Origin of the sequence: Stenotrophomonas sp. B1-1, assembly GCF_010894375.1 — a bacterium.
Lineage (GTDB): Bacteria > Pseudomonadota > Gammaproteobacteria > Xanthomonadales > Xanthomonadaceae > Stenotrophomonas.
This window is the reverse complement of the sequence record NZ_JAAIUZ010000040.1, coordinates 1-6,461: the sequence shown is the minus strand read 5'-3', so window position 1 is coordinate 6,461 and position 6,461 is coordinate 1. Positions and strand designations below refer to the sequence as shown.

Annotated in this window: 11 protein-coding genes; all 11 read right to left on the bottom strand. The window is 64.9% G+C overall.

Annotation, left to right across the window (positions count from 1 at the left end; translation table 11 throughout):
• Positions 1-344 precede the first annotated feature (344 nt).
• Positions 345-806, bottom strand: a complete 462-nt coding sequence (locus tag G4G00_RS21420) for a phage virion morphogenesis protein (protein ID WP_164276508.1) — start codon at positions 804-806, stop codon at positions 345-347.
• Positions 803-1,288, bottom strand: coding sequence for a phage tail protein (locus tag G4G00_RS21415; protein ID WP_164276506.1), 486 nt, complete (start codon positions 1,286-1,288; stop codon positions 803-805). The genes G4G00_RS21420 and G4G00_RS21415 overlap by 4 nt, the downstream gene beginning before the upstream one ends.
• Positions 1,285-1,809, bottom strand: a complete 525-nt coding sequence (locus G4G00_RS21410) for a hypothetical protein (RefSeq protein WP_164276504.1) — start codon at positions 1,807-1,809, stop codon at positions 1,285-1,287. The genes G4G00_RS21415 and G4G00_RS21410 overlap by 4 nt, the downstream gene beginning before the upstream one ends.
• The gene (locus G4G00_RS21405; RefSeq protein ID WP_164276502.1) at positions 1,809-2,444 is read right to left on the bottom strand and encodes a glycoside hydrolase family 19 protein; all 636 of its coding nucleotides are present in this window, start codon (positions 2,442-2,444) and stop codon (positions 1,809-1,811) included. Before G4G00_RS21405 ends, G4G00_RS21410 begins: the two co-directional genes overlap by 1 nt.
• Position 2,445: 1 nt before the next feature.
• Complete coding sequence (locus G4G00_RS21400; RefSeq protein ID WP_164276500.1) at positions 2,446-2,721, bottom strand: phage holin family protein; 276 nt, start codon at positions 2,719-2,721, stop codon at positions 2,446-2,448.
• Positions 2,714-3,067 carry a putative holin gene (locus tag G4G00_RS21395; RefSeq protein WP_164276498.1) on the bottom strand — a complete coding sequence of 118 codons (354 nt, stop codon included), beginning with the start codon at positions 3,065-3,067 and terminating at the stop codon, positions 2,714-2,716. Before G4G00_RS21395 ends, G4G00_RS21400 begins: the two co-directional genes overlap by 8 nt.
• A 2-nt stretch (positions 3,068-3,069) precedes the next feature.
• Positions 3,070-3,285: a tail protein X gene (locus tag G4G00_RS21390; protein WP_164276496.1), complete on the bottom strand. Its 216-nt coding sequence runs from the start codon at positions 3,283-3,285 to the stop codon at positions 3,070-3,072.
• The gene (locus tag G4G00_RS21385) at positions 3,285-3,752 is read right to left on the bottom strand and encodes a head completion/stabilization protein (protein WP_164276494.1); all 468 of its coding nucleotides are present in this window, start codon (positions 3,750-3,752) and stop codon (positions 3,285-3,287) included. The genes G4G00_RS21390 and G4G00_RS21385 overlap by 1 nt, the downstream gene beginning before the upstream one ends.
• A 121-nt stretch (positions 3,753-3,873) precedes the next feature.
• A complete protein-coding gene (gene gpM / locus G4G00_RS21380; RefSeq protein WP_164276492.1) occupies positions 3,874-4,569 on the bottom strand; it encodes a phage terminase small subunit in 696 nt (231 codons plus the stop codon).
• Positions 4,562-5,614: a phage major capsid protein, P2 family gene (locus G4G00_RS21375; protein WP_164276490.1), complete on the bottom strand. Its 1,053-nt coding sequence runs from the start codon at positions 5,612-5,614 to the stop codon at positions 4,562-4,564. Before G4G00_RS21375 ends, gpM begins: the two co-directional genes overlap by 8 nt.
• A 33-nt stretch (positions 5,615-5,647) precedes the next feature.
• The coding region (locus tag G4G00_RS21370) for a GPO family capsid scaffolding protein (RefSeq protein WP_164276489.1) at positions 5,648-6,461 on the bottom strand (814 nt) is incomplete at its 5' end.

Below are 6,461 nucleotides of genomic sequence, written 5' to 3'. Positions count from 1 at the left end.
TTTTGAGTACAGGAACTAGCGCACGAGCCATCTTCTGGGACGCTTGTTGTGAGTGATCCAATCCCGCCGGGCTCTTCAGGCCGTGGCTCCTCCACTCAGCCATCGTGCGAGGTGCCGGGCTTGAACTATTAGAAACCGAGCTTAGCCCGGGAAGTTTTGCAAGGTTGGGACGCTGCGTGCCCTCGCCATTGCGTATCTCATTGGATGAAATCTTGGATGTCGCGTTTGTATCGGCTACTTTCATAGGGTTACAAGTTTTGGGTTTCCTGCACCATGTAGCATTTCGTCCCTGGCGCCGCTCGAATGATGTCGATATTTTCCTGACTAATTGGGGGCTGGGATAGTCAGCATGCCGACAAATGTCGCAACAGGGTATCGCGGATCAACTGCTCATCGGTCGACGTGAATCCCAACAGTTGACGCCGCTGATAGGTCACACGCGGGCCGCCTTTGCTCACGCTGTCGGCGCGGCCTTCCTGGTGGACCATAGCGATACGCGAGACGCGTCCGGTAAAGCCCACGGCCACTTCATTGGGGTTTGCACGCACGCGCAGATGGCGCGCCTGTCGGATCTTGGCAAACATTGCCCCGCGCTTGATGCGCCCGGCCTTGGCGCGTCGGCTAGGCGGATTGCGACGGGCCGCATAGGGCGAGCCGTCCGGATTTTTCTGTGCCCCGATGCGCTGTTGCTGCGCGCGGCGCAGCACGGTGCCTACCGTCCGAGCCAGCCGGCTGCGCTGGGCCGGTTGCAGCTGATGCAAGAGCGGTGCGACCCAATTCTCAAGGCGCTGCAGATCTTCGTTCATTGCGCGATGGCCGGCAGCGTGGCGATCACCACACCCTCGGCCAGCAGCGCACCACCGGCCAGCGTATCGGCGTGTTCGTCCTCGGTCGGCGGCTCGGGCAAGTGCTCCAGCACAAGCATGCCAGTGGCATCGCGCACCACACGCACGCGCTCAGTCAGCGGCAGCTTGATGGCCAAATCCACCAGGTTGTCGGACAGCACATCGACCTCAAAGGTCAGCTTATCGCGGTTGGCCGGATTGGCCAGCAGTTCGGATTGATGGCGGGTCAGCCACTGCAGCAGCGGTACCATCACCGCCTCCGGGGCGCCGGCAAAGTCGGTCAGCACCAGGTCCAGTGTATAGCGGTACTCAAACGAGGCCCCGGGTCGGTAGGTGCCGGCCACACCGCCGTTGTCGACAAAGATCAGCAGGCGCTCGGGATCGGCCTGCAAGCAGGGCAGGGCGGCCACCAGGTGCTGGCGTAGCAGCTGCGGCTTTTTCATGGGGCGTGTTCCTGGCCACCGAGTGCGGCATGCAGTTCCCTCACCAAGCCCTGCAGGCCGATCACTTGCTCGGCTGTGGCATGGCAGAGGGCGTAGTTGCTGGCGACGGTGCGGGCGACGGTAGAGAGTGCAAGGCCGGCGGCGGGCGCATCAGGATCGCCGGCAACGCCTGCGGCGGGCTGGCCGGTCGCGGCGGCGTCATGGAGCTGCACGAAGCCAGCAGGCACAGCGCAGGCAGCATCCGCATTTTGAGTGACATAGACAGGGACCTCTTTGACGACGGTGGCGCCGCGCTCGCGTACGACCTGGATGCGGTCCACGTATTGGGTCACGACGCGGGTGGTGCCCTGGGCCAAGGTGAGCTGGCTGGCCAAGTCCGCCTTCTCGGCGTTGGCGCGGTCCAGGGCGTCGTTGGCACGATCCAGTGCCGTTATGGCGCGGCTGACGCGGATCTGTTGGCAGCTGAACAGGCCGGCCGTGGCCAGCACCAAGATCAGCGCTAGCAGGAGGCGCTGGAGCATCAGCGCACGCCCAGCACGGCCAGGGCGCGGGTGGTGCGTGCGGTGCGATCGGCCAGGCCGTTGGGCGTGGCGCGGCTGCGCGCATTACCCAGGTTCACGGTGCGGCTGACGGCCAACACGTCGCGCTTGTCGGCTAGGCTGTTGAGGCCGGCATCGTGCCAATAGGCCGCAGCGGCCATGGCGCCGATTTCCGGCTCCAGCAGCAGGGTCGGCTGTTCTTCCAGCGGTTGGCCAATAAGCTGACCGACATGCCGATAGTTGCCCCGGCCGGTGTGCTGCATCGGACCGCGCCCTCGGAACAGGTAGCCATCGCCACTGGTCTCGGTGCCGTTGCCATTCCGCTTGGCATAGACCCGATTGCCCAGTTTGACCGGCTGGTGCACAAAGGCCGCTGCTTCATCGGCGTCGACGTAGCTACCAAACACGTCCAGCAGGCGAGCGCGGCTGTAGCTGAGCGATTCTTCCACCCGCGACAGACTCAGGCTCTCATGGCCGAGCTGACCCAGGAAGGAGGCCGCGCGCACCGGCGTGCTGATGCCAAAGCGCTTCATGGCCGCATTGAGCGGATCGACCCAGCGCTGGGCGCGTGGCAGTGGGCACTGCATGATTTGGGCGAGTAGTGCAGCGGTGAGCATGTCAGCGACCTCCGAACAGCTGGGCCAGATTGCCGCGTGCGCGGTAGACGGCCACGGCCAGGATCAGCAGCAGGATCAGCTGCCAGCCACTGACCGGGGCGCGCTGGCCCAGCAGCAGAATCTGCAGGGCCTGACCGCCGGTGGCGGCGACCAGCAACCAGGCGGCCCAGGCAATGCCGGGGCGGTGACGGGCACCCGGCGCCGGCCGATAGCTCAGCAGGCGTGCGCAGATGGCCAGGCAGCACAGCAGGGTGGCAGGGGTGAGCAGATCAACCATCGGAGCCTCCACGCGGCAGGTGGCGCGGATCAGCGCTGCGGCTGCGCTCGATCAGGGCCAGGGTCAGGGTGATGATGGTGGCCGCGCACAGGAAGGCAGCCAGGCCACTGGAGGCCACATCGAAGCGGACCATGACCTCGGTACCGCCCAGGTAGCCGGCCACCACGCTGATGGCCAGGTAGATCACGCGCTTGAACAGCGACAGATCCTTGGCCGAGACGACAAAGAGGGTGGCGCCAGCAAAGGCGCCGATGAAGGCATCGGTCTCGATGCCCGGTAGCAGCGAGGCCAAGCCGACGCCGGTGGCCAGGGCGGCCATGCTGCCGGTGGAGGTAGGTTCGGTCATCATCAGTCCCAGAGTTGAACCAGCGGGCGCACCACGGCGCCGATGGAGGGGGCGGGCACCTCGGGAAGCTCCACAACGGTGCCCAGCGGCAGGATCGGCCCGTGCAGGCTGATCCCGTAATTGAGTGCCAGGGCCTTTTCTACAAGCCCGGCGGTGGTGCCCAGGTGGCGGTGACACAGCGCATCGAGCGTGTCGCCTTGCAGGGCCATCACGCGCATCAGATCAGCTCCACAGTGACCCGGCGGGTACCGAGCAGATCGCTGATGGCATTGCGCAGATCCCGGCGCATCTCATCAATGGTGGGGCTCAGATCATCGGCGCGCTGATTCCCCTGGGCGGTGGCGTCATAGCTGCGATAGCGCTCGTGCAGCTCCACGGCGGTGCAGCACTGCACTGCACGGTGAAATAAATGTTCCAGCACCGACCTGCCGTCGATCCTGCGCGCCGGCACCTGGTCCAATGTGGCATAGCCCTCGGCCATCTGTTTGGCTTGCCAGGCGTCAAGCTCCCGCGTCACCGAGATCAGAGCCACCAGCACCGTCTGGCGCAGGCGCGCCGGCAAAACATCGCCTGGCACACGAATGGCCTCACGCAGTGCGTTCACATCGATGTCCGGCCAGAACGGGCCAGCACTGATCGGATCGTGGGCCGGAGCGGTGGCGCCATTGGCAACAAAACTGCTCATGGGATGTCTCGTAAATCGCCGGTGGCCGGGGCGTCACACCCTAGGGGAAAAGGGTGGGTGATCGGCCCCGGGCCGGCGCGGGTTGCGGGGTACGCTCGGTGTGAGGTCAGCCAGTAGGCTCTTAGCTGGCCTCGAACTTCTTCAACAGGCGCTCAGCGCGCTTGAGGTCTTCCTTGCCGCCGCAGCTATCGTGCAAGCTGATCGCTCGGCGCAGGTCGGCAACCGCTGCGGTGACCGCGTCCAGCGGCAAAGGCGCGTCGTCGGCACCGGTGTCGAGCACGCCCCGGGCACGCGCCAGCAACAGCCGGGCACGGACTTCGTCGGGCATATCGGCCCCCTCGGTCAGCTGCACGGCTCGATCAATCACCGCCCCATCAAACGGGGTGCGGGTCTTGAACGCGTTCAGCGCAGCCAGGCCGATCTCTTCGGCTACCACGCAGGCGGCCGTCCGCTTGAAGGCATCGGGCATGTCCAGCCCGTGGCGCAGGACGTAGGCGGCGATGTCTAGGCTACGTCGGTAGAGACCAGCATCGATGTGCCAGAGCATCAGCCTGGAGACCACTTCATCGGGGCCACCGGCATCGGCGTCCAAAACGCCCGCCAGGTACGCGTCGTAGTTGGGCAGCAGCACGGCCTTGAGCTGTGCTTTGCCCTGCGCGGACTGAATCTGTTTCAGGCGCGCCTGGTCATGGGCCAACTGCTGACGCATCTGGGCATGGATGGGAGTGCCCTCCAGGGGGTTGCCGGCTGCGGCGCGGGCGGCCGCCTGGGCGGCCTCCACACGCTGCAGATGGCGCTTGGCCGGACTGTCAGCCATTGTCCGGCTCCGGTTCGGCCGGCGCATCGCCGCTGCGGATATTCTCAACCACCGTGCCACGGCCGTAGTCTTCGACCACGTAGGCATCATTGGACGACTCGAAGTTGGCAATTCGGTTCTTGTTGGGCTGCTCCTGGATATAGCGTCGGCGTCCGCCGATCTGCCAATACAGCGACAGGTTATCCAGCGACGTGACCATCAGTGCATTGGCCGGGAAGAACGGGGCAATGACCGGACGCAGCCCGCCAATCCGCTTGTTGCCCAGCACCAGGTCAGCGGCCAGCTGCTCGGTGGGCGCGTTGTCCTGGTCGATGATGGGGAAGTACTTGTCATGCACCAGCTCGCGGCCCAGCACCACCACCAGACCGGTGTCATCCTGGTGCCACGGATCGATGAGATTGGATACCACGTCCAGCACCAGCGCATCGAGATTGGCAAAGTCGCGCGTACTCTCGTCTTTGCCGCCGATCTGCACCACGCCCGCCGTCTTGCCGCCGGTCATCACACGCTTGGGCGCATGCTCTCGGTACTTCTGCAGCCAGCCCTTGTTAACGTCCTGCAGCAGCGGGTTGGCCGCCCGGTCGGTGGTGGCCGCAGCCGAGGTGCCATGGAAGCCGATCATGATTCGGTCCAGTGCCTGGCGCTGGGTGATCGCGTTACGCAGCAGTGTCTGGAAGTTCTTCTGCCGCGCCCACGCATCCAGTCGTGCGTAGGGAATAGCCGTGTCGAAGTTGGTCTGGACGCACTCATAGCCAGTGCTGTCCAGCGCGGTGACATCAGCCGGAACACGCTCGCCGGCGCCGCTGGTATCGGTGCGGCCGGCCACGGTGCTGTTGACACCTACGCCAATCTTTTCGCCCTTCAGGTCCAGCACACCGGGCATGTTGATGGCCGACAGGAAAGCGCTGCTCTCCTGGATCCGCTGCTCCATCGTCTGCTGTACGGACGGGTTCACGGAGAAGGATTGCAGAGACGACTCGACGTTGTTGAGCTCCGCTACACGGCGGGTGAACTGATTGAATTGGAGACGGGTTTCAGTACGCATGTGGGGTCCGAAATGAAGGAGTAGGCGAGGGGATCAGCAGTCGGTGACGTCATCGGCGCTCACGCCAGGCCCTGCAACCGGCGGGCGTGAGGTGAAGGCCTGCGGGGTTTCATCCAGGGTCTTGCGCAGGCCGGCCACTTGCGTCGACAGCGATTGCACGCGGGCGCTCAGCGTGCGGTTCTCTTCGTTTAGCTGTTCCATGCGCTGTTCCTGCTGCGCAAAGGCCTCACTCAACTGCTGGCTCAGCGTGGCCAGGTGCGCGGCAGGGTCGGATTCCGGCGCCGGCGTCGGCGCCGGCGCCGGCTTGCCCAGGCCCAGGCCTGCGAAGATCTGGGTGACCAGGTTCTTGCGCGGCGCAGCCGGGGCGGTGTCCTCGAAGTCAATCTGCACTTCCTCCAGGGAGGTAAACAGATTGGCCGGGTCGATCTTGCGCGCGGTGAGCGGGCTCTTGTCCGGATGCTGGGCCGCAAAGGCGAGCATTTCAGTGCCCAGGCTAGCTGGGGTGTCCGTCACCGCTAGGCCCTGCAGATAGGCCCGGCCCGTGTCGGCAAACTTGGGCGCAATTTCGATGCTCGTGTACAGCTTCTGCTTGCTCACATTGACCATGGCCACCAGGTCATCGGTGGGCACGATTTGGGCAAACAGGGCTAGTTTGGAGACGCCGCCAATATCGACCTCTTCAGCCTTCACCGCGACCACGTCGCCATAGGCGCGGAACGGGCTATCGGGCAACAGGCTGCGCAGGTGTTCGACCCAGATCCGGGCGCCATAAAGCAGCGGGTCGTAGGTCTCGGCCATGTCCTGGATATGGGAGCGCTCGATGGTGCGGCCATCGGTGGTGGCGCCC

Bases quoted from the DNA above. Each gene is read 5' to 3' on its own strand.
- G4G00_RS21420 (WP_164276508.1), bottom strand. From the start codon at position 806: ATGAACGAAGATCTGCAGCGCCTTGAGAATTGGGTCGCACCGCTCTTG.
- G4G00_RS21415 (WP_164276506.1), bottom strand. From the start codon at position 1,288: ATGAAAAAGCCGCAGCTGCTACGCCAGCACCTGGTGGCCGCCCTGCCC.
- G4G00_RS21410 (WP_164276504.1), bottom strand. From the start codon at position 1,809: ATGCTCCAGCGCCTCCTGCTAGCGCTGATCTTGGTGCTGGCCACGGCC.
- G4G00_RS21405 (WP_164276502.1), bottom strand. From the start codon at position 2,444: ATGCTCACCGCTGCACTACTCGCCCAAATCATGCAGTGCCCACTGCCA.
- G4G00_RS21400 (WP_164276500.1), bottom strand. From the start codon at position 2,721: ATGGTTGATCTGCTCACCCCTGCCACCCTGCTGTGCTGCCTGGCCATC.
- G4G00_RS21395 (WP_164276498.1), bottom strand. From the start codon at position 3,067: ATGACCGAACCTACCTCCACCGGCAGCATGGCCGCCCTGGCCACCGGC.
- G4G00_RS21390 (WP_164276496.1), bottom strand. From the start codon at position 3,285: ATGCGCGTGATGGCCCTGCAAGGCGACACGCTCGATGCGCTGTGTCAC.
- G4G00_RS21385 (WP_164276494.1), bottom strand. From the start codon at position 3,752: ATGAGCAGTTTTGTTGCCAATGGCGCCACCGCTCCGGCCCACGATCCG.
- gpM (WP_164276492.1), bottom strand. From the start codon at position 4,569: ATGGCTGACAGTCCGGCCAAGCGCCATCTGCAGCGTGTGGAGGCCGCC.
- G4G00_RS21375 (WP_164276490.1), bottom strand. From the start codon at position 5,614: ATGCGTACTGAAACCCGTCTCCAATTCAATCAGTTCACCCGCCGTGTA.